The sequence below is a fragment of the Pelotomaculum sp. PtaB.Bin117 genome (assembly GCF_002067195.1).
GTDB lineage: Bacteria > Bacillota > Desulfotomaculia > Desulfotomaculales > Pelotomaculaceae > Pelotomaculum_D > Pelotomaculum_D terephthalicicum.
Genome location: NZ_MVQM01000153.1, coordinates 1 through 21,464, shown reverse-complemented (window position 1 = coordinate 21,464; position 21,464 = coordinate 1). Strand labels below are relative to the sequence as shown.

Here is a 21,464-nt window from a genome sequence, read left to right as displayed (position 1 = left end):
CAGAGCGGATCTAATAATTCCTTTGAATATAATCATTCAGCATCGGTTCAACAAACTTGTACTTGCCCCGGCCTTCTTTTTCAATTACCGCGCTCATGATGAGTTGATCAATAGCACGCTTAATATCATTTGGGTTGTTCTTATCCTTATAAATTACTTCTCCCACGGCAAGGCGGCGAAGGACTTCCCGGACAAAAGGCTTTTTACCCACCTCGCCTAATATTTCATCAAAGACAGGTGTAAGAGAAACTATGGCTCGCTCATAAGCGATTCTTACTATCTTGCCGGATAATCTCTTTTCCCCGGTTTCCAGCAACGTATAATATGCCTCCGTACTAATAAGCATCGTATCCTGTGGATGTCCCCCGGCCAGCCGAACGATCTCTTTTGGGACATAATCGCTGCTTGCCTCAATACCTTTTTCATTAAACTTGCGGGTAATATAACCAATCCACGCCTCTTCCGGTATCTGCGGGATGGGGAGAACCGTGGCAAAACGATAGAAAGCGTGTTTCTTCCCTGCAAAAAGGGATTGCATCATGCCTTCTTTCGATCCAAGAAAAAGATATGCCACATTTTTTTGATGCTGAAAATGAGAACGCATAACCTTGTATATGTCGATTCCACCGATTTGACCGGCATCCTGGAACTCGTCAAAGACTATTACCATACGCTTATGGTCCTTTTCAGCGAGAACATCGGGCAGATTTAAAGCGTATTCCAAAAGTGCCTCATCATCTATTTCCTTCTTTGGAAAACCGATATTTAGCTCCAGATCCTCCACCTTGACCGCAATCTTAGCGGCGCCGGCCAGCAGCTTCGCCCGGTCCCATACGGCGTTTAACGTTTTTCTTATGCCGGTTCTGTTTTCGAGACAACTATTGACGATGGATTCAGCGATGTTTCTCTTGCTTGATGTGCGGAAGAAGTCGACCGAAGCCGCGTAAAACCCCTTTTTCTGCAACCGGCGCGACACTTCGTTGGCAATAGAGGTTTTTCCAATCCTGCGCGGTCCCGCGAGCATCACACTCTGGCCTTCGGTCAATCTGGTTTCAAGGGATATAATAAAATCTTCCCTGCCGACAATGTCACTTTCCGGTACCGGACCACCGAGTGGGAATAACACTAAGATCACCTCTATCAATATTACAATTTCAGTAATATTATATCACATAATCAGTAATATTAAACAATTGCTTATCATATATAAAAATGGAGGCTGACACTGATGAGGGGGTGATTGCCACCCCCTCATCATCAGTTAAATTATTAAGTTTTAAAATGGAAGCAAAAAGAACGTCCTCGGCTTGTTACGGCTGTTACTTATCCACATCATCATCCACATCAGCATCTACATCATCAATATTATAAACACCAACATTCTTATGGCTCCTTAATTTATTAATTAGCTTGTTTACCTTCGGGCTTCCAAGACCTGTAACAAAATCGTAACCAGGTCCGGCGCTGTAACTATCATTTCCGCCGCTTGTAATATCTCGATAATTCTTTGAATAGTTGACTCCGGAGCCCAACTGGTAAAGCGCGTCATGCCCATCGGTTAAAGGCCTTGAAAGCTTTTGGTCGGCAAGGGCGATGATGGCTGCCCACGCAGGTGCTCCAAAACTGGTGCCGCCCACTTCAAACCAACCTACACTTCCCTGGATGGGGGTACTAAGATATACGGCAACACCCGTTTCGGGATCAGCGTTAAAGGATACGTCAGGAACACCCCGTCCATCAGCTGAAATGCCATACTTGTCTTGATAGTCCGGTAACGGCTCATATACACTAATCCCGCCGCCCGACCATGTCCATGCTGTCTCAGGTCCTGTCAAGTTACCCCTGGAATCCAACGGGAGGGTTGTCCCACCCACGCTGATAACGTTAGGTGATAACGCGGGCCATAAAATAGTGGAGCCTGAATCCCCTGACGCAGCGATAAATACCGTGCCGCGATGCTTAAAGTGATCTTCCAGAGAAGTCTCCTCGGGAAATTCTTCACCGCCCCAACTCATGGAAACCACCTGAGCGCCTTTATATACAGCGTAATCGACAGCTTCGATAAGATCTTCCGCTGAATCGGATTTAGCTACTACAAGCATAATTTTTGCTTTAGGAGCCAGGGCGTGAGCCCATTGAACATCAAGGGAGGTCTCACCGGCCCACAATGGGTTGATTTCAGAAGGGGGACCCTGAGGATATACGATTTCCAGGTGGGCAGGCGGTAATTTAAATTCTTTTTCAAAGACTTTGAGATCATTCTTGATGGTTGGACTTCCGAATGCCTCAATAATAGCGATTGTTTGTTTTGCTCCCGTATACGGCAAGTTGTTTATTCCATATGCTTTTTTAATTTGGTAAGGATTATATCCCGGTATATTATTGTCGGTTATATTTTTAGCCTTATCTTTTTGAATACGGATCGTGGGGTGTATTTTGGTTTCCTGCGACGCCCACCCGGCTGTGGTGATGCTTAAGCAAAAACATGCCACGATCACCAGTAAACTCATTTTAAAAATTTTCATTAGCCATTCCTCCAAAAATAATATTGTAGTGCGAATATAACTTAATTTGATCAATATAGCCATATTGGATTAAATTTCTACATGTTACTATAACATACTATAAATAAAAATTTTGTCGTATTGTGGCGGCGGCAAATATATTTTTATCAAACCGGCCCGTAAAGAATAACAACGCCGGAAACAACAGCCTCCCTGTCATTTCCGGCATATTAGTCATTCTATAACGGATTCAAGTATCTACAGCTTGATCGTTCTGGACGCGCCTTTCATATTACAAAATGTCGCTTCCGCGTTTTCAATATAGAATATTTCAAAAATAGAATCGTCGGCGCTGTACATTCTACTGAGCATGGGATTTACATCAAGCGCGGCTTGCTTGGATTGCTTGGTGGTGTTGAATACAGCCTTGCCGTTTAAGCGCAGCCACTCGCCATCTTTCGCCGTTTTAGAGATTTCAAAATTAGGGTTGGCTTTGAGTTGCTTGTATACTTTTTTCTGGTTGCTGGTGCAAAAACACAGCTTTCCTTCATAGATCATGGCGAATCCGAAGGGGCGCACCCTGGGCATATCACCGTCAATTGTAGCAATATAAAACACGGAGGGGTCATCAGTCAGGAATTTAAGAACTTCATCCATAAATATTTACTCCTTTACTTTAGTTTTTTGTTTATGATAGTATCTTATGAGAAAGAAATAAAAAATCAAGTATGCAGTTATTTCTGTCTTGGTCAGGATATTATGAGTATTGGAAAAACAAACCATGAACAATAAACAGGTAATTTTTGAAAATGTCAGCGTCTGCCCCGTCGCATATGCCCTGAACATCATCGGAGGAAAGTGGCAGCTTCCAATCATATGGGCCCTCAACCAAAACGCGGTGTTGCGTTATAATGAGCTAAAGAGAAAAGTTCCCGGCATAACCAATACGATGCTCTCCCAATCCTTAAAAGAACTGGAAGAAAACGGTTTAATTCATCGTGTCCAATACATGGAAATACCACCCCGCGTGGAATACTCCCTAACCGAAGCCGGGATGAGCCTGCTGCCGGCGCTTGATGAACTTGCCAGATGGGGTGCTGAACAGATGGAGCGTCGTGCCAAACTAAAATAGGGGCTTGCGGAGCGCTATATAAAAATATATAATATATTTAGATATTTATCTAAATATCAAACTAAAGGAGGAGGGGGATTTGGTTAGCGCTACATTCAAGGCTCTGGCCGATCCGACGCGCAGGAAGATTCTCAGGCTGTTGCGGGAACGGGATATGACGGCCGGGGAAATCGCGGAGCAATTCAATATTACCAAGCCGAGCATCTCCCATCATTTGAATATTTTAAAACAGTCCCGGCTGGTGCTGGACGAACGCCAGGGGCAATATATTTACTATTCGTTGAATATGACCGTGTTTCAAGAGATAATGGGCTGGTTTTCCGAGATCTTGGAACGGAAGGAAAGGTGAGCTTGCGTGAAAACTGAGAATAAAAAAGGCAATTGGCATGTTTTCATAAGAGGAGAATGGCCGCTGCTGTTAATTGTCACCGGGGCATTAATAGCGGGCTTTATCATTTATCCGCATCTGCCGGAGCAGGTGGCCAGCCACTGGAACCTGGCGGGTGAGGTGGATAGATATTCTTCCCGGTTTTGGGGAGCTTTTGGAATACCAGTAATGACCGCCGCCATATATATTTTGATGTTGTTTCTGCCCCTAATCGACCCCAAAAAACAGAACTACCAGAAATTTGCCGGCGCATACAGGCTGTTAAGGGCTGTTATGGTTATTTTCATGACTGGCTTATATGCTGTCATTGTGGCAAATGCGCAGGGATACCAGGTACCTGTGGATCGAGTGGTTATAACAGGTATTGCTGTGTTGTTTATCGTAATGGGCAATTTTATGGGACAGATCAGGCAAAATTACTTTGTAGGCATTAAAACCCCGTGGACGCTGGCCAATGAAGCGGTCTGGCAGAAGACGCACCGGCTGGCCGCCCGGCTTTGGGTGGCCGCCGGTCTGGCTGGACTGGCGGCGGCGCTGGCCGGCGGCGCGGCGGGAGCCGTGATTATGGGTGTCTCTCTTGGCCTGGCGGTGATTATTCCCGTGGCCTTTTCCTACCTGGAATTCCGCCGGCGGCAACAGTGAATGCCGGCGATACTCATACCGTGGCCAATGTACAATGGAAGCAGACAACCCGTGTATTTTCTATGGTAAAAATATATCCTGCCTGCTTATGAAGGATTATACCGTAAAATATCGAAGTATAAAAATAACATGAGTACCTGCAAGCATTTAACAAATAACGTTATTATGGAAGGAGCATTTCTAGCAATGGCACTGAACGAAGAATTCCCTGCAACTGATAAGTCAAACGGGGACGCTAAGAGCAAGGCCGACATGTTGAATAATGAGGCCGGGTTGCTGGCGCAGCGCGGAGAAACCGAGCGTGCTTTGGCATTGTTAGAAGAATCCCTGGCGATCGAAGGTTCAATCGGGGATGCTCAAGGCAAGGCGGACACGTTGAATAACATGGCCGGGTTGCTGGCGCAGCGCGGAGAAGTCGAGCGCGCCATGGAACTGCTGGAAGAATCCCTGACGATTAAGGATTCAATCGGAGACGCTCAAGGCAAGGCGGACACGTTAAATAACATGGCCTGGTTGCTGGCACAGCGTGGAGAATCTGAGCGCGCAGCATCACTGTTAAAAGAATCCCTGGCGATTAAGGATTCAATCGGGGACGCTCAAGGCAAGGCGGACACATTGAATAACATGGCTGGGTTGCTGGCGCAGCGTGGAGAGGTCGAGCGCGCCATAGAACTGTTGGAAGAATCCCTGAAGATCGATGAGACAATCGGGGACATCAAAGGCAAGGCGGCCACGTTGGATAATTTGGCCGGGCTGCTGGAGCGGCGGGGAGACGACGAGCGCGCCATAGAACTGTTGAAAGAATCCCTGGCGATTAAGGATTCAATTGGGGACAATAGAGGCAAGGCGGCTACGTTGCACACAATTGCGTTAATCTTGATGATTGGGGGAGATGAAGAACAAGCTCTTGGGTTATGGTCCGAATCGCTGAAAATATGTTATCAGATTGGAGACAGCCTATTGGCTGAGGACATATTGAGTATTATTAAGCAGGTGGTAGAAGTATCAAAAATATCAGAAGATCTGTTTCTAGACCGTGATTTTTATGGGTGCAGCTATTAGCCGAGTCAGGAGCGGGCATTCATCAGATTGCGCCAGGATATTTTATATTACATAATACACAGGTGTATAATTATGGTGTACTGTTTCATTGCAGCACACCATTTTTTGAACCAGGCAGCTGTCAAAATCCAATCCCAATTTGCCGGGATGAGTTCGTAAGTATAGCGTATTTAAGCCGGAAATATAAACAAGTAGTCTCATGAGCAGACTATTACTTTGGAAGGTTCCCGCCGGTATTAAGGCTTGTCTTGCCGGGGACTCTTTGAAAGGGGATCTCTATTGAAAAGTTTATGGTATTGGATTAAAAGGCTGAAGTCTGATATATTTACACTTTATTACGCAAGCAAGGATCCGCGGGTCCCCTGGCGGGCAAAAGCGTTGCTCATGCTGCTGGCGGCCTATGTTATAAGTCCCGTTGACTTCCTTCCCGACTTCGTTATTCCCGGACTCGGTTACATCGATGATATGCTCCTCATTCCGCTCGGGGCGGAATTTATTTTAAAGATGATACCTGCACCTGTTGTCTCAGAGGCGCATTTTAAGGCCATGCATTTAGTTCGAAAAGCAAAAATTTGGACGGATGCTGTATTAGTGTTCGCAGTTATATTACTGGTACTGTTTTTTGCTTACAAGTGCGGATGAGCGAATAAGGCGCATTAATTTACCCATCACCGAGTTGGGTGAAGGATATTGTTTGGCCATAACTTGACAATTTGACAAATCTAAAATATCATTAGTTTGTTCATTGACATTAAGAGTAGACGAGGTTTTATTTGTGAGCGATTTAATAAATAGGATTGGTAAGTTTAACATCCAAAGGGATTTAATTCGCGGCGATAACAATGAAGATTTGCTTAAGTTGTTTGCAAAAACCATTATCATGAGGGCTGAATATAAATATACTAAAGATGTGATTGAATATACAGCGCTGTCTCCTTTATTCAGGGTAAGGGAAGCGGCGGAAACAATTCCCGAGTATAGGTTAGAATGTAAAAGTGTATACTCCGACGATGGAAACGTTGATATTGAGATAATTGCTGAAGAAATAAGGCAACGCTTAAACGCTTAAATATTAAGTTAGGATTAATAAATAGGCTGTCCGGCAGGGAATCGCAATTGAAGTATGACCAGAAGAGCCTCCGGTACTCACCCGGACAAGCAGATTCAACTGCTGGCGAAAATAATAAAAAACCAGGGCTGGCGCGCACCGATAACCGTTTCTAACCGAAGCGGTTTTATTATTCGTGAATATCTTTAAGAGCCTTCATCGGGCTCTTTTCTTATACAAAAAAACCCGAAATCAATAAAATACGTTTTAGCATACCATGTTCACGCATCAAATCTTCGGTAGGGGGAATCAGAGCGCGTTCATTTTGTTTGACGGTACAAGAGAGGAGTTTGAAAAGGGAATCAATGTCCTGGATTTTATTGTTCCGGAAGACAGAGACAGGGCTAGACAGAATATATTGAGAATCTTAAACGGAGAAAAAATTGGAGAAGATGAATATACAGCACAAAGGCGGGACGGTTCCACCGTTCAAATTGCGATACACGCGTCTCTTATTATAAAAGGCAACAAACCCGCCGGTTTACGCGGGATTTTGATAGACATTACCGAGCGTAAGAAGATAGAGGAGCAACTCAAGGCCCTTAGCTTGTATGACTCGCTGACCGGACTATACAACAGAACTTATTTTAAACATGAAATGCAGCGCTGCGAGAGAATCTGCCCGGGCCCTCTAAGTATAATCGTCTGCGACGTGGACGGACTTAAACTTGTCAACGATACCCTGGGGCACGACAGGGGGGACGCGCTGCTTCTTGCGGTTGCCGGAGTTCTAAAACAATCGTTGCGGGAAGGTGACACAGTGGCCCGCATCGGCGGCGATGAATTTGCCGCGCTACTGCCGAACTGCAACAGCAGCTCTGTTGAGAAAACCTGTGAGAGAATTCGAAAATCCGTCGAAGGTTACAACGCCGCCCACCCTGAACTACCTCTAAGTATATCGACAGGGGCCGCAACCAGCGATGCATCGCGTATCCGCGATCTTTATAGAGAAGCTGACAATAATATGTACCGTGAGAAACTCCATCAAAGCAAGAGTGCCCGCAGCGCTATAGTGCAAACCCTTATGAACGCATTGAAGGAGAGAGACTTTATAACGGAAGGTCATGCAGACCGCTTGCAGGATTTGGTGGTAGGTTTAGGAAAATTGATTGGCTTGCCGGAGCACAAGATAACTGACCTCAGACTATTTGCTCAGTTTCACGACATTGGCAAGGTAGGGATACCCGACCGAATTCTTTTTAAGCCTGGCCCCTTAACTTCTGAGGAATTCAAAGAAATGCAAAGGCACACTGAAATCGGTCATCGTATCGCACAGTCAGCGCCCGACCTGGCCCCAATTGCAGACTGGATTCTTAAACACCACGAGTGGTGGGATGGAAGAGGCTACCCCCTTGGCTCAAAGGGAAAGGAAATACCTCTGGAGTGCCGCATTCTGGCCATTGCAGATGCTTACGACGCGATGACAAGCAACCGGCCATACCGTAGGGCAATGCCCCATGAAAGGGCCATTATGGAAATAAAGAGGTGCGCCGGAAGCCAGTTCGATCCTCAACTGGTATTGAGCTTTTTACAAATTTTTAATATCTTTTCTATCCCCGTATCAATTTGAAAATGGGACAGCACAAGGCCCTCGGCACAAACCTTGTGGCGCTGGTCTTCACCGGAATATCAGGAATTTTCACTTATGGATGAGTGTAAAATATTTAAGGACACCCAAACCCCAGTCTGAAGTTCAGTAATAACAGTTGGAAAAGGAAATGAGCAACTCAGAAGGCTACTTTTTAATCCTCCAGTATTATATTATCTGTTCATTTACAGCACAGAGGCCATATTTCCTTCCTTTTTAGATGACGACCCAAAAACAGCCGAGATAATATCAAAGATTATTTTCCTTACCGAGGATGTCAAAATAAAAGATCCGACTATTCTGGGACAGATAAGGGAAGTCTAGGAGATTTGCGTGGGCTGTGGTCGGCATAGTGCATAATAAAGATAAGTAAAGCTTCCAGGCGAGTTCGAAGGAATGGAACAGCCTTTTTTTTGTATTTGACCCACGAATAGTAATTGGCTATAATCCTTATATTAATATTATTAATCAGTACATTAATAATATTAAACAATATATTGATATTATAAATAAGCTGCGCTATATTATTCTTGAGAATATAAAAATCGGTTAAAAAAGCACTGTTTAAAAAAGCACTGTTTGGAGGTGAATTAAATCAGATACAGGTATCCGGGCCGCTGCCCCGTCTGCAGCTACGAAATGCTGGTGAGCAAACTAACCTGTACGCACTGTCAGACAAATCTGGAAGGTGAATTTGACACATGCAAATTCTGCCGCCTTCCAAATGAGCAGGTGGAGTTTATCGAAGTCTTTATTAAATGCCGGGGTAATATAAAAGACGTAGAGAAAGAACTGGGCATTTCCTATCCCACGGTCAGAAACCGCCTGGAGGGGGTTATTCAGGCTTTAGGCTACCGGGCGGAAAAGGTTGACCTCCAGGGAGACAGGGAAAGCCGTGAAAAAATACTACTCTCCCTGGACAAAGGGGAAATCACTCCCCAGGACGCGATCCGGCAGCTTAAAAAAGCCGGAAAGTAGTCTTCTGTAATGATTGGAAAGGAGTTAAGTCAAATGAACAGCGAAAAAATTAAAATTTTGGAAATGATCCAGGAGGGGAAAATCACTCCTGCCGAAGGTATGGATTTGCTGAAAGCGCTGGAAGAGACGGAGGAAAAGCCATCCTCCCCCGGCCCTGATAGGTTTCTCCGGGTGCGCGTGAGCGGGGACAAAACAAAGAAAGTAAATATCAACATTCCCTTGAAACTGATGAAGGCTTTTTCCAAGGTCGCCGTCTTTGGCATGAAGTTTATCCCGGAGGACGCGCGCTTGGAGATGCAAAAGAAAGGGATAGATCTTACCAGTATGAACCTGGAAGAATTGATTCAGATTATCGACCAGGGCCTGGTAGATGAAAAATTGGTCGACATCGACGTTGAGGACCAGGAAGAAGGAAGAGTAAGGGTGGAGGTCTATGTGGACTAGCATGCCACGCCGCAGTTACTTTGTTTTTGTGCGGATAAGAAAAAATGGAAGAGGGTTTACCATACCAATCTTTTTACCCGTACTGGACGTGACCCTGGAAGCCGTCGCAGACCTGGCCTGGCTGTGGGAGAAAACTGCCGGGATTTTTCGCGGGAAAGTCCTGAGCAAGGCTGATATTATGTCTTCCTGTATTCGAATAATGAATGCTTGCCCGGACGCTCCGCCCTTAGATGTTTATGCCAACGAAAAAATTATCGTCAGAGGTCTTGCTTACCGTGACTTTACCGAATACTTTCCTGCTCAGTCCGGCACTTATTATATTAAAGTGTATCCATCAGGCTCCAAGGACGTGCCGGTTGTTGACACTTCCTTAAACATACCGTCTAAATCAATCCTCACTGTTGCAGTTCAGCTATTTATAATCAGCTCAATAGTAGCTTTTATAGATATTGCAATCCGGTGCCGGTTTCGCCGGACTTATACTGGCATACAAGTAAGCGAGATATATTCTAGGCAAATCCGCTGGTGGAACGCAGTGGATTTTTTGTTGTAATCTTAAGCTTATTTAAAATTTGTGAGAATAGATAAACTATAAATAGTACTTACAAGTAGGCTATTTTTACCGGTTGACAGTGGTTAGCTTTGTGTTCATTGTTTTATACGGGAATTAAATGAATAATTAAGGGAGTTGCTTATATGCCCAAAGCTATGCTTGTAGCGTTAATTATTTTGGCATTCATAATCTTGATTCTAGCAGTTTCATTTATAGCGGATTTTCGGTTCAACCAAAATGTAAAAAGAGAAGTTGGAGAACTTTTTAATAATGTGAATAATCAAGGTGAGATTATTCAAAAAGCTGATTTGGAAGGGTTGCCGCCCATCGTTCAAAAATGGCTGGTGCAGTCCCAGGTGGTTGGCAAGGAAAGAATCAGAACGGTTCGTTTAAGGCAAAGTGTATTTATGAGATTGAAAGAAGACGGGGCATGGATGCCTGCTGAAGCGGAACAATACTTTACGATAGATGAACCGGGATTTATATGGAAAGCCAAGGTCAGAATGGCGCCACTTTTATACTTTACAGGAAGAGACATGTATAATAAAGGCAAAGGACACATGCTCATTAAGGTTCTTTCGTTGATTAAAGTTGCGGATGCCAAGGGAAAAGAAATTGATCAGGGCGCGATGTTGCGATATCTGGCTGAGACGGCGTGGTTTCCAACCGCGGCTTTGAGCAGTTACATAAAATGGGAAGAAATCGATGCCAATTCAGCAAGGGCTACCATGAGCTACGCGGGGATAACCGCGTCAGGGGTATTTACGTTTAACGAGAAGGGTGAGGTTCTTAGCCTGGTTGCTGAAAGATACGGGGAATTTAATGGCCAGTATCTTATGAAAACCTGGTCAGTTCTCATGGGAGAAAATAAGGAGTTTAATGGTATCAGGATTCCTGCCAGAGGGGAAGTTATCTGGAAATTGGATACAGGAGATTACAATTGGTTTGATTTAGAAATTATAGATATTGAATATAACAAACCGGGCGTTTATTAGACATTACTGACGCGTTATTCTGGAACTTCATCGGATTTGATGCTTATGCAGTATGAAGGGTGGAATTTTACCTAATCAATGATGCATCATTGATGCGAAAAAGGTGAAAAACGGTCGTTTTATCACAACCCATGTCCCAGGGGGAATGGTAGCGGTCTACCGTATGGGCATTCACTACTGGATATCCCTTCGAGTCGGTCCCTACTACAATAGCAAAATGTTCAATATATCCATTCTCTTCATAACCGATTACATCCCCTTTTTGCAGTTCCCGCACAGCTCCACAGGAAAATTTAGCGTCAGGCTGATTCATTTCCGGGAAGGTGCCCCAGGCTATCCGTTGCCCCCGCCCGCTGTATGAGAGCCACTCGGCAAAGGCTTCGGCTTGCACCCAGGCCAGACTGCCTGAGCCGCCTTCTCGATCATGGCGGTAGTACCAGGCGCCGTCCATGGGGAGTTTACCTCCTGATTTATCCCCCAGGCACTGGGATACAAAATTTGTGCAGTCCCCGCCTATGTCGTTCAGGTTGCCGTAACGCGGGTTATAATTATGATCGTTGCCGGCGCCCCAGGCCAGGCCGGCGTACTCATCCGCGTACCGGGCTGCTCCCTCCCGGTCGAGAACAGCGTGGGAATCGTTTTTTATGGACGCGGATTGTTCAACCGGTTCTATGGAGGCATTACCGTCTGCCGGTGTGGGGTCGGGCGCTTTGGCATCATCAAACAGGCCATCGGTATAAAAATCTTGCCGGATGAGCCATTTCCCATCCTTGCGCGCCAGCTTTATCCAATGCCGGGTGCCAATACCAAAGCGGTTTACGGTAGGGTCTTTGGGATAAACATAGCCCAACTGGAGGGTTTGGGAAACAATAAATTCGGCGGTGTCTTCCTGTACCCGCGACCAGGGAATGTGTAGTGAAGGCGTGGCCTCAGTGAAACGCACACCCCGCTTTTCAGCCCACGACTGTATAAAATTCAGCCTGGTCTGCTCGTGCGAAAGAGCCCAGCGACCCAGTTGGGCCGTGGTGTCAAAATAGGCCAGGGCCGGTCCGGGATCGGCGCCCGTAATAATGGCAAGGGCACGGACATCGTAAATTTCCTTGACCTTGGCTTGCAATTCATTTTCCAGGGAAGTTGTATCAGCAGCTTTACAGGTTGACGTTCCCATAATTACTGCTGCAGTGGCAATTATTAATGGCATGGCGATTTTTTGCAAGTTCATGAGATTTCATCCTTGAATATCTTTATTTATCTTAATAACCTTCTTTTGTATATCTGTCAGCGGTTTCTCCTGTGGCCCATTTACTTGATTTTCTATTTGCTGCAGTTGCATAAAAAGTTTCTTATCTGATGTAACATGTACATTATAGTCTTTGTTCAATTCTTTTATTTTATTATGCACTTCTTCTTTAATTGGTTTTAAGCGCAGCCTGTCAAAGCCGCTCACTTTAATAGCAGTGGATATGTCTTTGTTAACCACAACGGCTGTACACCCCTTGACACCCTTAACCGTTCCAGCTGTTTTCTTTGCTTTTTCCGCAAGCTCAGGATTTACTTGGATCTGTTTTTCATCCCGGCTCATCTGCTGTTCCGGCTGCGGCTTTTTTAAAGAAGAGTTCAGCGTACCGCAACCTGCCGTCATTAATAATATAAGAGACAAAACAATAACTTTCGGAATGATTTTCACGGTATCACCTTTCTTATCCTTTAGGCTTGAAAAGCAATGAAGCAAGAAAGCCAAAAATAATGGCGGCGGATATACCCGCGCTGGTCACTTCAAAAATCCCGGTAAGAATTCCAATAATCCCTACTTGTTCAGCTTCAGCCATGGCCCCGTGCACCAAAGCGTTCCCAAAGCTGGTTATGGGGACGGTGGCGCCGGCGCCGGCAAAATCAATCAGTGGTTCGTAAAGACCCAGGCCATCCAGAATGGCGCCTGACACCACAAGAATACTCATGGTATGGGCCGGGGTAAACTTCCCGACATCCAGTAGCAATTGCCCTATGACACAAATAAGCCCGCCAACCACAAAAGCCCAAAAATAAGCTTCCACAAAAATCACCTCTAATGGTCGTACTCAATAGAAACAGCGTGAGCGATGCCGGGAATGCTCTCCTTCTGCTGGTAGGACAAGGGAGACAGGAGCGCCCCGGTGGCAACAATTAAAACCTTTTTCAGTTCTCCCTTTTTCATCCTGTTTAATATGTGACCGTAGGCAACGGTGGCCGAGCAGCCGCAACCGCTGCCCCCGGCCATTACGACAGGTTGATCTTCGCAATAGATAAGTAAGCCGCAGTCTGTAAATATATTGTCTGGAATCTCAAGGCCATGTTTTTTCAACAGATCGCCGGCAATTTTATGTCCCACCCGTCCCAGGTCTCCTGTGGCGATCAGGTCGTAATCCCCGGGAGAAACGCGCAGGTCCCTGAAATGGGCCGTGATGGTGTCTACCGCTGCCGGCGCCATGGCGCTCCCCATATTAAAAGGGTCGGTTACTCCCATATCCACTACTTTGCCGATGGTGGCCGAAGTAACCTGTGGCCCTTCTCCCTCAGAGCCAAGGACGGCAACACCGGCGCCTGTCACAGTCCACTGGGCGGTAGGAGGTTTTTGGGAACCATATTCAGTGGGATACCGGTATTGCTTTTCAGCTGCCGCATTGTGGCTGGAAGTACCACAGAGAACATAATTGGCGGATTGGCTGTCTATTATCAGAGAGCCCAAAGCCAGGCTCTCCATTGAACTGGAACAGGCTCCGTAAAGTCCCAGGTAAGGTATCGCCAAAGTTCTGGCGGCAAAGCTGCTGGAGATAATCTGATTCATCAGGTCTCCGCTGAGAAAGAACTGAAGATCCTGTTTTTGCAAACCGGCCTTTTTAATTGCTGTTTCACATGCCTCTTCCAGCATCTTTTTTTCTGCTTTCTCATAACTATCCTGCCCGAGCCATAAATCGCCGTGCAGGATATCGAAATCCTCAGCCAGGGGCCCTTTGGCCTCAAAGGGTCCTCCAACGGCTGCCGCAGACAAAATGGTGGGCTTGTTGGAAAAGACCCAGGTTTGGTGTCCATGCAGCATGCTAGGAGCCCCCCAACAGTGTCAATGCAGTTTTAATGAGGGCAACCACAAAGGCGGCAAAAACGCCAAAGACGATTACCGAACCTGCCAGCTGAAACATACTTGCCCCAACACCAAGCACAAATCCCTCACTTCGGTGTTCGATAGCCGCCGAAGCAATGGAATTGGCAAACCCGGTTACCGGCACCGCTGTTCCGGCGCCTGCCCATTGGGCGATATGATCATAGACGCCTGAAGCGGTTAGAATAACTGAGAGTAAAATCAACACGGCCGCTGTCGGATCTCCTGCCGTCTTCTCGGTAAAATTAAAATTCCAGAGAAAAAAATCCTGAATAAATTGCCCTAGAAGACAAATTGTACCCCCTGCTAAAAATGCCCTGATTACATTTAGCAGAACCGGTCGTTGAGGCTCCCTGGCTTTAGAAAAGGAATGATACTGCTGTTGTACCGGAGTTAATTTCTTCTTTTTCTTATTGGACAATTTAGAAAGCCTCCTTTACCAGATTAGGGGACATTCCACCGGGGACATTCCTCCAAAGGAGGTGTGGTCCCCATTCCTTAGCTTGAGGCGTGTTTCCTTACCGCTTAAGCAAAGGCTCTAATTCCTGAATTACTTCCGACAATATCTCAGAAGATTTTTCGTACATCTTCTTGGCCTCCGGTTGTTTTGTCCCTAAGGCGTACAATTCACAGTCCGCCTGACATTTTTTCATGGTGGCATAGGCAAGTTCTTTTGTTTTGGGCTTAGGTACCTGAATAGTATCGTCAAACAGGTCAAGATATAATTGTCCTACGGAATCCACTTGGCCGATAAAGACGTTTTCAGGCGCCACTCCCACTTTTTCCAATTCTGTATGCAGCCAGCGCCTGTTTAGTCCCATTGCCGTAAGCGGTTCATCCATGATAATCCCGTCAAGCATAACCGTCTGGGGTACGCTTTCCTGCCCAACGTTTATACCCAGAGTCTTGGCGGTAAGAGGTTGTTTATCTTTCTTAAGAAGGGTACTTACCTCCCCGGTAGGTTCAAGCACGGCGAATTCCACGTCGGCGAAATTAAAAACATTTTTCTTGCGCAGCCGGCTTAACAAATCTTCAGGTGTAAGACGGGCTTCCAATAATTTATCTTCCAGGACTTTACCATGGTTAATAAGGACTGTTTCTTTTCCCTGGACGATATCTCTTACCGTTTTGTATTTTATTGATAAAACGTAAATTAACGCCGGGAATACGGTCCAAACCGCCAGGGCAATAAGACCGTTGGCCAAGTCTTTGATTAGGTTTAAGGAAACGGCGGCAGCCATAACCCCGGTTACAATACCGGTAATAAGATCAAAAAAGGTCAACCGGGAGGTTTGCCTTTTTCCTATGAGACGAACAAGAAGTAAGGTGAGAAAAAATAAACCAATAGAACGGAGCAAAATATTTAACCATTCAGGCATTAGAATTACTCCTTAATAATGTGATTGCTAGAAGCCTTTATATTGCGGCTCTTCAAATTCCAAAACACTGAGTCTTTTTTCCATATCCCTTACAACATGGTTAATTCGTTGCGTATTTCGACGTAGTATAGCCTTCGCTTCCTGGTTTTCCTCGGATGAAGCGAAGGTTTCCAATGTGGCCTGAACGCCCTTAAGGCTGGCCAGGGTTTGCCTGACCTGCGCACTTATTGTCATACTTAATTTACCTCTCTCGCTTTACAATATTCTGTATGTAAAAATGAAATTAAACCCAAAAACCCAGACCGGATCCTCTGATCCGGTCTGGTGTGGGATACCCGCAGCGTTAAAATCCTTTATACTGGGGTTCTTGGTTTTCGATGTCATTAATCCTTGGCTCCAGAGTGTCAATAATGGATTTTGTTTGCTGAGCGGCATTGGTGTAAAGCTGTTTTGCCTGTTGGTTTTGTGTCTGGAGAGCAAAGGATTCCAGACTGGCCTGGGCGCTTTTTAGGCCGGATAATGTCTGCTTTACCTGGGAGCCGACTGTCATTGCGTTTCCTCCTCGTATTTGAGATTTCATTACAAACTTAATGGTTCCCCGCGATAAAAAATATATTCAATTAAGATTTAATTGGCAAACTCAACTTTCTCAAATGAAAGAGTTGGTCTCTTAAATCCTTGGTATATCACGGTAAACATAGTTCAAGGCCTGAACAAGCGGGAGCGAGAAAGAACGTCCCTCCGCTTCTTCGGCGAATAGGGTGTATTAATTCTTTTTTTGGGGAAAAATTATTCAACAAGAACAAAAGATTTGAGGGATCATAGTGGATATGCAAAGAGCACGGCAGATATTGTCTGCTGACGAGACCGTTACCGTACTGCATAATGGTTCACCAATTTGGATCAAAAGTTTAAGTTCGAAAAACAACACAGTAATGGTTTGGCCGATAGAAGACACGGGAGAGGTAAGAGAGGTGCCCGTCGCTGAGTTGGTTGAAGTACAATAGATTTAGGGAAGCTGCGTAAACATGCCGATCCGGATTGCTTTACGTTTATGAGAATATTATTCAAATAAGCATATTTGGGGTGCGCGCGCAATGCTTGCGGAAAGGCATCCTTCATCTCGTATTCCGCGAATATCTGAACCAGGGGCCTGCCGAAAAGCAAGGAACCAAGGAATACAACGGCCAGCACCACATCCAGAATAATCGGAGACGCCAGGCATTTGTGTGGCGCCGTGGAATGATAGCAAAAACTGAAGGCGGCATCATTCCGCCCGGCTGCCGGGCTCATATTTACCTGGCGCGAAATATATGTCATTGCCTCGTGTATAGGCTAACGCACCTAGATCAGTTGCCTTTTGGGAATTGGGATGAACCCTTACTTCTGAAAAGCCCGTATTTAATGCACTTTCCATTTTTGCTTGTATATCTTCAGGCATTCCTGTGTTATTAGTATTTTTTGGAAGCAATGAATTCTCTGCTTGTGGAGTTTTATTTAATGGATCGCTTTTCAACTGTATGTCTTTCTCGTCGTCAACAGCCTTCATCTGGATAGGACCAGATTGAATTCCCCGGGTTGCCGCCATCAAGAGCCCGGCTACCGCCTGATTGCCAATTGAGCGCTGAAGTTGCTGGAGACAGCGAACCGGGGGCAGACATGGCTCGCTGGATAATCACGGCGGGGTGCGCCTGTTGAAACGTATTGCTTGAATTATCGAAGCCTGACACGGGCAGGCGATGTTCCGACGTTGTTTTATTGTTATTATGTAATTGATCTTTTTGACTCATATTCTGTCCCCCCGTCTTTTTAGGTTTAAGTCTATTATACTTCAATAGATATCGATAATTTGTCATAACATGTCGCAATATTAAATTTTAGGATAAAAGGAAATGAGATATTTCTGTTGGACATGGCATACCGCGACATCTGGAAATTCAACCCGGGGAGCATGGAAAGGCTTAAAAGGATCTCTTGAGTTTCCATTTTGTTAGGGCATTGGCGAAGCGCGCGCCCGCCCTGGCGGTGAATATGGCGGTTGACGCCAAAAGGATTGAGGCCGTAATATCCACCGAACTATTTAAGGCATAGGTGAAAGCTCCCGATATTCCGGTGAATACCAGCGATACAAGGCTTGTGCCGTGGGCCTTTAGCTGGCCCATTTTCAGGATGACTGCCATCAGAGGGATCATTATCACCCCACCGCCGAGGCCGACAAGCCCTCCGAAGAATCCCGCCGCCAATCCGGTTAACAAGTTTATCATCTTGCTACCTCAGCAATCAAAGAGTTTAAAACGTGTGGTATATTCCGGCCGTATAGGACAAAAATATAATTTCAGACACGTTTTGCTCAATCTTGCGGTTCAGGGAGTCAGTAAAGATGAAAAAGTATTGTTCCACTTCAGCAGGCATCCAGGCTCCTTCTTCTTTCAATCTGAAATTATAGATATTGAATATAGACTCTGGTTTTTGCTTGCAGGTTTGTATAAGCGAACAAGGTGTATTAATTCCTTTTTGGGGAGGGAATTATTCAATAAAAACCAAAGATTAGGGATGATAATGGATATTCAAAGGGCACGGCAAATATTGCATGCGGACGAGACCATTACTGTGCTACATAATGGTTCACCAATTTGGATCGAAAGTCTAAGTTCGAAAGACAACACGGCAATGGTTAGGCCGATGGATGATAGGGGAGGGGTAAGAGAGATACACTCCTTTACATCGCGCCTTCTAAAATTTGACGACTTACCGCTAATGTTACCTTTCGTGTTTCAGACAATGCTGTCTTGCCATGTCTCTCCAAAGCTTTTACAATATCATCAATTTTGTCAGCGGTAACATTGTAATCGGCCAAATGTGTTTTAATACCCAAGTCTTCAAAAAAATCACGAGTCTTGCTAATTGCTAAATCTACACGGGACGTTTCATCACCATTAGTTATATTCCAGACACGTTCCGCATATTGTAATAATTTCGCATGTTTTTGTTCTTTCTGCACATTCCATACAGATGGCAGCAATATAGCCAGTGTTTTACCATGATCAATCCCAAACATGGCTGTTAATTCATGTCCGATTATGTGAGCGCTCCAGTCTTGTGGAACACCCGCGCCAATCAATCCATTCAGAGCCATGGTCGCGCACCAGGCAAGATTGGCCCTCGCATCGTAATCGGTTGGATTGCCAATGGTCTTTTTCCCAATCTCGATTAGAGTCTGTAGAATCCCTTCCGCCGTACGGTCCTGGAATCTGCCTTCAGCGGGAAATGTAACATACTGTTCAACTGTATGAATAAACGCGTCAACAATTCCATTCGCAACTTGATCTTGAGGCAGTGTGTATGTGAGGGTAGGGTCTAATATTGAAAACCTGGGAAATAGCAACTCATTCATAAGTACGAATTTCCCGTCCTCATAACTTATGACACAACCACTGTTCATCTCCGATCCGGTGGCCGGTAAGGTCACCACTGTACCAAGCGGTATTGCTTTTTTAATCTTTTTATTCGGATTCATACCAAATTTAAGGAGATTTGAAGGTTCTTCCTCGTATGGAGCCGCAACTGCGATGAATTTTGTTCCATCTATAACAGAGCCGCCACCTACCGCAAGTAGAAAATCGATATTGTTATTACGAACAGCCTCCAATGCTTTTATTAATGTTTTATATTTGGGATTTGGCTCTATTCCTTCGAACTCATATACCTCCCGGCCTCCCAAAGAAGCCTTGACCCTGTCAAGTATCCCAAACTTTTTAACGCTGCCGCCGCCATAAGTCACCAATACCTTTGCGTTAGCAGGCACAAGTCTATCAAGCTCTCCAAGCCTGTCTTTACCGAATACAATATGTGTCGGGTTGTAAAAATCAAAATTAAACATAATTAATTCCCCCCCGTTTTTGTTGTTCGTAATACATTACATTAGAATACTACACCTTTAAGCATACTAGAAGTCAATAAATATATTTAAATTTATAAAAAATTTGACCGTCAGCTGTTAAAAGTGTTCCGGCAGGCAATTGGATATGTGGTATGTAAATGACGGCAAGACCTTTTAAGGGTTATTGCATGTCTTTTAAAAGTCTTTTATAATTAACTTAAAAGATTTAGGGGGAAAGAATATGGAGCCCCTTGATTTAACCACTGATATTCAGCCGGTTACCGAATTTCGCGCCAATACCTCTGAAATTCTTGAAAGCTTAAAGAAAAACCGCCGGACGATTATTTTAACGCAGCATGGCAGGCCGGCGGCCGTGCTTGAATCCGTGGAAGAGTATCAGCGAAAACTGGAGGAATTGCGTTTTATGAAAGGGCTTGTGGCAGGGTTGCGGGATATTGAGTCTGGGCAGGTGGTAGACGGAGAAGCTTTTTTAAAAAGCTTAAAAAGCAAAATAATAGATGCTAATGCTAATCATGGAACTGGCACCGCTTATAGTTGCGAGAATCTTTAGGGATATTCAGGAAGTAACCCTAGTCTCATAAATGCTTTTTCCACAATATTATCTGTGATATATTTATGATTAATTTTTTGTATTTTTAGTATAATATCCTCTGCATGTTTAACGGGCAGTCCGCCAGATTCCACTAATATACAAATTAGTTCAATCCCCCAAATCAGCGGTATGCCTTCAGCATCACACTTTTGCCTTAGTAGTTTGTCATTCGTTACACACGTCCGACCATATTCTTTAGCAAGAATTAAACATAAATTGTCTTGAAAAGATAAGAGACCTTTTTTTCTCTGCCGCCAGCATAACCTGCTCAAGTTCAGGCTCTATAAGTATAACTCCAAGTTCAACACAGTCACCCTCGTTAATTTCTTTGATTTCATCTAACACAGGAGTAGCTAAAGATGCTGGCGGGCCATGTCCGTTTTCTGGCGCAGAAAAGCCCCGCCGCCCGCAGAATGAAAAACGATCTTATGGAAACCATCCTTTCCCTGCATCAAATGCCGGAGCGTTTCCCGTTTCTGAACGCTGAATTTATACCGCTCAATAAATATCACAAGATGTTCGCAGAGAAGTGGTATCTCATTCTGTATCAGATTAAGGATCGGACGGTATATGTTGACTATATCGTGGATTGTAGGCAGGATTACGGGTGGTTGGCGCGGTAGATTTCGATAGTATTCAAAATTTAAGCTATCCGTCATGGTCCGGATGCAGGGCAATAACGTAATTAATTCAAATGTGTAACCATGAGAAGGAAAATGTAATTTATTATCGAAATATAAACAAAACATAATAATGTGCCGGTTGACCGCTGTGATTATTACGGCGGTCGTTGTTATTTTTATGCGCTTCGACATAATTAGACAAATTATTCGATCTAATTATTCTCATGGAGGGGCTAATGTTTACTAAAACGCCCAAAACGAACGGCAATAATCATGATCTTTCCGGGAAACAACATGATAAAACAAAAACCTCTAAGCATAATACTGAGCAGAGGGGCTTACTCCCTGGCTTTTTAAGCAATCAAGAAAATATACTGCAACTTCAAAGAACAATCGGCAACAGTGCGGTTATTCAACTGCTAAAATTTCATTTGCAGCA

30 protein-coding genes and 2 pseudogenes are annotated in these 21,464 nt (G+C 44.8%); 17 read left to right on the top strand and 15 right to left on the bottom strand.

Annotated elements, in window-relative coordinates:
• Window positions 1-10: 10 nt before the first annotated feature.
• From A4E54_RS11435 to A4E54_RS11425, 3 genes are all read right to left on the bottom strand, one after another.
• Window positions 11-1,126, bottom strand: a complete 1,116-nt coding sequence (locus A4E54_RS11435) for an AAA family ATPase (protein ID WP_240082620.1) — start codon at window positions 1,124-1,126, stop codon at window positions 11-13.
• Window positions 1,127-1,319: 193 nt separating this feature from the next.
• On the bottom strand, window positions 1,320-2,525 hold the full coding sequence (locus A4E54_RS11430; protein WP_286726176.1) for a S53 family peptidase: 1,206 nt from the start codon (window positions 2,523-2,525) through the stop codon (window positions 1,320-1,322).
• Window positions 2,526-2,762: 237 nt separating this feature from the next.
• Window positions 2,763-3,161: a pyridoxamine 5'-phosphate oxidase family protein gene (locus tag A4E54_RS11425; protein ID WP_286726175.1), complete on the bottom strand. Its 399-nt coding sequence runs from the start codon at window positions 3,159-3,161 to the stop codon at window positions 2,763-2,765.
• Between the two features lie 124 nt (window positions 3,162-3,285).
• Between A4E54_RS11425 and A4E54_RS11420 the strand changes: the two genes are divergently transcribed.
• The 12 genes from A4E54_RS11420 to A4E54_RS11365 all read left to right on the top strand — a co-directional run bounded on the left by A4E54_RS11420 (window position 3,286) and on the right by A4E54_RS11365 (window position 11,394).
• Complete coding sequence (locus tag A4E54_RS11420) at window positions 3,286-3,636, top strand: winged helix-turn-helix transcriptional regulator (RefSeq protein ID WP_286726184.1); 351 nt, start codon at window positions 3,286-3,288, stop codon at window positions 3,634-3,636.
• Between the two features lie 79 nt (window positions 3,637-3,715).
• On the top strand, window positions 3,716-3,985 hold the full coding sequence (locus A4E54_RS11415) for an autorepressor SdpR family transcription factor (RefSeq protein WP_240082617.1): 270 nt from the start codon (window positions 3,716-3,718) through the stop codon (window positions 3,983-3,985).
• 6 nt (window positions 3,986-3,991) lie between these two features.
• Window positions 3,992-4,666, top strand: a complete 675-nt coding sequence (locus tag A4E54_RS11410) for an SdpI family protein (protein ID WP_286726174.1) — start codon at window positions 3,992-3,994, stop codon at window positions 4,664-4,666.
• 186 nt (window positions 4,667-4,852) lie between these two features.
• Window positions 4,853-5,728 (top strand): tetratricopeptide repeat protein, encoded by an 876-nt coding sequence (locus A4E54_RS11405; protein ID WP_286726172.1) that lies wholly within the window; start codon window positions 4,853-4,855, stop codon window positions 5,726-5,728.
• Between the two features lie 279 nt (window positions 5,729-6,007).
• Complete coding sequence (locus A4E54_RS11400; protein WP_286726171.1) at window positions 6,008-6,370, top strand: YkvA family protein; 363 nt, start codon at window positions 6,008-6,010, stop codon at window positions 6,368-6,370.
• Between the two features lie 133 nt (window positions 6,371-6,503).
• Window positions 6,504-6,797 (top strand): hypothetical protein, encoded by a 294-nt coding sequence (locus tag A4E54_RS11395; RefSeq protein ID WP_240082613.1) that lies wholly within the window; start codon window positions 6,504-6,506, stop codon window positions 6,795-6,797.
• 256 nt (window positions 6,798-7,053) lie between these two features.
• Window positions 7,054-8,406 carry a diguanylate cyclase domain-containing protein gene (locus tag A4E54_RS11390; protein ID WP_286726169.1) on the top strand — a complete coding sequence of 451 codons (1,353 nt, stop codon included), beginning with the start codon at window positions 7,054-7,056 and terminating at the stop codon, window positions 8,404-8,406.
• 129 nt (window positions 8,407-8,535) lie between these two features.
• Window positions 8,536-8,748 carry a DUF7737 domain-containing protein gene (locus A4E54_RS15950; RefSeq protein ID WP_446676301.1) on the top strand — a complete coding sequence of 71 codons (213 nt, stop codon included), beginning with the start codon at window positions 8,536-8,538 and terminating at the stop codon, window positions 8,746-8,748.
• Between the two features lie 270 nt (window positions 8,749-9,018).
• A complete protein-coding gene (locus A4E54_RS11380) occupies window positions 9,019-9,402 on the top strand; it encodes a DUF2089 domain-containing protein (protein WP_286726183.1) in 384 nt (127 codons plus the stop codon).
• 33 nt (window positions 9,403-9,435) lie between these two features.
• Entirely contained in the window at window positions 9,436-9,846 is a 411-nt protein-coding gene (locus tag A4E54_RS11375; RefSeq protein ID WP_240082610.1) for an SHOCT-like domain-containing protein, read from the top strand.
• The gene (locus A4E54_RS11370; RefSeq protein WP_240082609.1) at window positions 9,836-10,399 is read left to right on the top strand and encodes a DUF4397 domain-containing protein; all 564 of its coding nucleotides are present in this window, start codon (window positions 9,836-9,838) and stop codon (window positions 10,397-10,399) included. The genes A4E54_RS11375 and A4E54_RS11370 overlap by 11 nt, the downstream gene beginning before the upstream one ends.
• Window positions 10,400-10,542: 143 nt before the next feature.
• Window positions 10,543-11,394: a DUF6544 family protein gene (locus tag A4E54_RS11365; protein WP_240082608.1), complete on the top strand. Its 852-nt coding sequence runs from the start codon at window positions 10,543-10,545 to the stop codon at window positions 11,392-11,394.
• A 67-nt stretch (window positions 11,395-11,461) separates the two neighbouring features.
• Here A4E54_RS11365 and A4E54_RS11360 read toward each other — a convergent pair whose 3' ends face one another.
• From A4E54_RS11360 to A4E54_RS11325, 8 genes are all read right to left on the bottom strand, one after another.
• Window positions 11,462-12,616 carry an amidase domain-containing protein gene (locus A4E54_RS11360; protein ID WP_240082607.1) on the bottom strand — a complete coding sequence of 385 codons (1,155 nt, stop codon included), beginning with the start codon at window positions 12,614-12,616 and terminating at the stop codon, window positions 11,462-11,464.
• Window positions 12,617-12,622: 6 nt separating this feature from the next.
• Entirely contained in the window at window positions 12,623-13,081 is a 459-nt protein-coding gene (locus A4E54_RS11355) for a YhcN/YlaJ family sporulation lipoprotein (RefSeq protein ID WP_286726166.1), read from the bottom strand.
• Window positions 13,082-13,094: 13 nt separating this feature from the next.
• The gene (spoVAE, locus tag A4E54_RS11350) at window positions 13,095-13,448 is read right to left on the bottom strand and encodes a stage V sporulation protein AE (protein ID WP_240082605.1); all 354 of its coding nucleotides are present in this window, start codon (window positions 13,446-13,448) and stop codon (window positions 13,095-13,097) included.
• Between the two features lie 11 nt (window positions 13,449-13,459).
• The gene (gene spoVAD, locus A4E54_RS11345; RefSeq protein ID WP_240082604.1) at window positions 13,460-14,470 is read right to left on the bottom strand and encodes a stage V sporulation protein AD; all 1,011 of its coding nucleotides are present in this window, start codon (window positions 14,468-14,470) and stop codon (window positions 13,460-13,462) included.
• Window position 14,471: 1 nt separating this feature from the next.
• A complete protein-coding gene (gene spoVAC, locus A4E54_RS11340; protein ID WP_240082603.1) occupies window positions 14,472-14,951 on the bottom strand; it encodes a stage V sporulation protein AC in 480 nt (159 codons plus the stop codon).
• A gap of 97 nt (window positions 14,952-15,048) precedes the next feature.
• Window positions 15,049-15,909, bottom strand: a complete 861-nt coding sequence (locus A4E54_RS11335) for a DUF421 domain-containing protein (RefSeq protein WP_240082602.1) — start codon at window positions 15,907-15,909, stop codon at window positions 15,049-15,051.
• A gap of 27 nt (window positions 15,910-15,936) precedes the next feature.
• A complete protein-coding gene (locus A4E54_RS11330; RefSeq protein WP_240082601.1) occupies window positions 15,937-16,143 on the bottom strand; it encodes a DUF1657 domain-containing protein in 207 nt (68 codons plus the stop codon).
• A 109-nt stretch (window positions 16,144-16,252) separates the two neighbouring features.
• Entirely contained in the window at window positions 16,253-16,459 is a 207-nt protein-coding gene (locus A4E54_RS11325; RefSeq protein WP_240082600.1) for a DUF1657 domain-containing protein, read from the bottom strand.
• A 280-nt stretch (window positions 16,460-16,739) separates the two neighbouring features.
• On the opposite strand from A4E54_RS11325, the gene A4E54_RS11320 reads away from it, so the two are divergent.
• Window positions 16,740-16,916 carry an H-type small acid-soluble spore protein gene (locus tag A4E54_RS11320; protein WP_240082682.1) on the top strand — a complete coding sequence of 59 codons (177 nt, stop codon included), beginning with the start codon at window positions 16,740-16,742 and terminating at the stop codon, window positions 16,914-16,916.
• A gap of 260 nt (window positions 16,917-17,176) precedes the next feature.
• On the opposite strand, the gene A4E54_RS11315 is transcribed toward A4E54_RS11320, so the two are convergent.
• The 3 genes and pseudogenes from A4E54_RS11315 to A4E54_RS11305 all read right to left on the bottom strand — a co-directional run.
• A complete protein-coding gene (locus tag A4E54_RS11315) occupies window positions 17,177-17,497 on the bottom strand; it encodes an eCIS core domain-containing protein (protein WP_286726181.1) in 321 nt (106 codons plus the stop codon).
• Complete coding sequence (locus tag A4E54_RS11310) at window positions 17,445-17,699, bottom strand: hypothetical protein (protein WP_240082598.1); 255 nt, start codon at window positions 17,697-17,699, stop codon at window positions 17,445-17,447. Before A4E54_RS11310 ends, A4E54_RS11315 begins: the two co-directional genes overlap by 53 nt.
• 174 nt (window positions 17,700-17,873) lie before the next feature.
• Window positions 17,874-18,173: pseudogene (locus A4E54_RS11305) on the bottom strand (TSUP family transporter); the annotation flags it as partial.
• Here A4E54_RS11305 and A4E54_RS15790 point away from each other — a divergent pair.
• Window positions 18,079-18,594: pseudogene (locus A4E54_RS15790) on the top strand (H-type small acid-soluble spore protein); the annotation flags it as partial. The pseudogenes A4E54_RS11305 and A4E54_RS15790 overlap by 95 nt on opposite strands.
• 34 nt (window positions 18,595-18,628) lie before the next feature.
• On the opposite strand, the gene A4E54_RS11300 reads toward A4E54_RS15790, so the two are convergent.
• Window positions 18,629-19,789, bottom strand: coding sequence for an iron-containing alcohol dehydrogenase (locus A4E54_RS11300; RefSeq protein ID WP_240082597.1), 1,161 nt, complete (start codon window positions 19,787-19,789; stop codon window positions 18,629-18,631).
• Between the two features lie 241 nt (window positions 19,790-20,030).
• Here A4E54_RS11300 and A4E54_RS11295 point away from each other — a divergent pair, with 241 nt between their 5' ends.
• The 3 genes from A4E54_RS11295 to A4E54_RS11285 all read left to right on the top strand — a co-directional run.
• Complete coding sequence (locus A4E54_RS11295; RefSeq protein ID WP_240082596.1) at window positions 20,031-20,360, top strand: type II toxin-antitoxin system Phd/YefM family antitoxin; 330 nt, start codon at window positions 20,031-20,033, stop codon at window positions 20,358-20,360.
• Window positions 20,361-20,761: 401 nt separating this feature from the next.
• Complete coding sequence (locus A4E54_RS11290) at window positions 20,762-21,025, top strand: type II toxin-antitoxin system RelE/ParE family toxin (RefSeq protein WP_240082594.1); 264 nt, start codon at window positions 20,762-20,764, stop codon at window positions 21,023-21,025.
• A gap of 236 nt (window positions 21,026-21,261) precedes the next feature.
• Window positions 21,262-21,464: hypothetical protein (locus A4E54_RS11285; protein WP_286726165.1), on the top strand; the 203-nt coding region annotated here is incomplete at its 3' end.

Bases quoted from the DNA above. Each gene is read 5' to 3' on its own strand.
- A4E54_RS11405 (WP_286726172.1), top strand. From the start codon at position 4,853: ATGGCACTGAACGAAGAATTCCCTGCAACTGATAAGTCAAACGGGGAC.
- A4E54_RS11320 (WP_240082682.1), top strand. From the start codon at position 16,740: ATGCAAAGAGCACGGCAGATATTGTCTGCTGACGAGACCGTTACCGTA.
- A4E54_RS11290 (WP_240082594.1), top strand. From the start codon at position 20,762: ATGCTGGCGGGCCATGTCCGTTTTCTGGCGCAGAAAAGCCCCGCCGCC.
- A4E54_RS11420 (WP_286726184.1), top strand. From the start codon at position 3,286: ATGAACAATAAACAGGTAATTTTTGAAAATGTCAGCGTCTGCCCCGTC.
- A4E54_RS11360 (WP_240082607.1), bottom strand. From the start codon at position 12,616: ATGAACTTGCAAAAAATCGCCATGCCATTAATAATTGCCACTGCAGCA.
- A4E54_RS11310 (WP_240082598.1), bottom strand. From the start codon at position 17,699: ATGAGTCAAAAAGATCAATTACATAATAACAATAAAACAACGTCGGAA.
- A4E54_RS11365 (WP_240082608.1), top strand. From the start codon at position 10,543: ATGCCCAAAGCTATGCTTGTAGCGTTAATTATTTTGGCATTCATAATC.
- A4E54_RS11335 (WP_240082602.1), bottom strand. From the start codon at position 15,909: ATGCCTGAATGGTTAAATATTTTGCTCCGTTCTATTGGTTTATTTTTT.
- spoVAD (WP_240082604.1), bottom strand. From the start codon at position 14,470: ATGCTGCATGGACACCAAACCTGGGTCTTTTCCAACAAGCCCACCATT.
- A4E54_RS11295 (WP_240082596.1), top strand. From the start codon at position 20,031: ATGGAGCCCCTTGATTTAACCACTGATATTCAGCCGGTTACCGAATTT.
- A4E54_RS11390 (WP_286726169.1), top strand. From the start codon at position 7,054: ATGTTCACGCATCAAATCTTCGGTAGGGGGAATCAGAGCGCGTTCATT.
- A4E54_RS11300 (WP_240082597.1), bottom strand. From the start codon at position 19,789: ATGTTTAATTTTGATTTTTACAACCCGACACATATTGTATTCGGTAAA.
- A4E54_RS11425 (WP_286726175.1), bottom strand. From the start codon at position 3,161: ATGGATGAAGTTCTTAAATTCCTGACTGATGACCCCTCCGTGTTTTAT.
- A4E54_RS11315 (WP_286726181.1), bottom strand. From the start codon at position 17,497: ATGGCGGCAACCCGGGGAATTCAATCTGGTCCTATCCAGATGAAGGCT.
- A4E54_RS11370 (WP_240082609.1), top strand. From the start codon at position 9,836: ATGTGGACTAGCATGCCACGCCGCAGTTACTTTGTTTTTGTGCGGATA.
- A4E54_RS11430 (WP_286726176.1), bottom strand. From the start codon at position 2,525: ATGAAAATTTTTAAAATGAGTTTACTGGTGATCGTGGCATGTTTTTGC.
- A4E54_RS11330 (WP_240082601.1), bottom strand. From the start codon at position 16,143: ATGACAATAAGTGCGCAGGTCAGGCAAACCCTGGCCAGCCTTAAGGGC.
- A4E54_RS11325 (WP_240082600.1), bottom strand. From the start codon at position 16,459: ATGACAGTCGGCTCCCAGGTAAAGCAGACATTATCCGGCCTAAAAAGC.
- A4E54_RS11375 (WP_240082610.1), top strand. From the start codon at position 9,436: ATGAACAGCGAAAAAATTAAAATTTTGGAAATGATCCAGGAGGGGAAA.